Raw genomic sequence first — 456 nt, forward strand, 5'->3', positions numbered from 1 at the left:
ATGGCAGTATATTGAATAAGAAATTGGGTTTTTATGGTAAAAATAAATTAAATATTTGCCATAAGGAGAAAAATTATGAAAAAGTTACTTAACATCTTTAAAAATATGTTTTTAGATATATTTTCAATGGGTAAGGGCTTTATATATGGCTTTTTAATGATAGGGTTATTAGTTATTGTTGGTAGCGCTATTGTTTACGCAGTTCTATTGTTAAAAAATATTATATTTTAGAACTAACACATGAGTTAGTTGAAGATCAAGAGCTAATCTGGAATTGGAATTTGAAAAATGCTTGGGGGAGAATAAAATTGCTAGTACCAATACTATTTTTAGTTGCAATAGCTTGTTATTTAATATGGTATTTTTCAGATGCATTGAGAAAAGTTTCAAAGCAAAATGAAGAAATTATTAAACTGTTAAAAGAGATAAAATAAGTAACTTATTCAACTAACGCAT

General features: G+C 25.9%; 2 protein-coding genes. Both read left to right on the top strand.

Annotated features, from left to right (window positions below):
* Positions 1 to 75: 75 nt before the first annotated feature.
* Positions 76 to 231: a hypothetical protein gene (locus CN514_RS26115; protein WP_176526084.1), complete on the top strand. Its 156-nt coding sequence runs from the start codon at positions 76 to 78 to the stop codon at positions 229 to 231.
* A gap of 77 nt (positions 232 to 308) precedes the next feature.
* The gene (locus CN514_RS26720; protein WP_286141834.1) at positions 309 to 434 is read left to right on the top strand and encodes a hypothetical protein; all 126 of its coding nucleotides are present in this window, start codon (positions 309 to 311) and stop codon (positions 432 to 434) included.
* The last annotated feature ends 22 nt before the right edge of the window (positions 435 to 456 follow it).

It is taken from the genome of Bacillus sp. AFS001701 (assembly GCF_002559405.1).
Taxonomy (GTDB): Bacteria; Bacillota; Bacilli; order Bacillales; family Bacillaceae_G; genus Gottfriedia.

Excerpts from the sequence above, each read along its gene's own strand:
- CN514_RS26115 (WP_176526084.1), top strand. The coding sequence starts at position 76 with ATGAAAAAGTTACTTAACATCTTTAAAAATATGTTTTTAGATATATTT.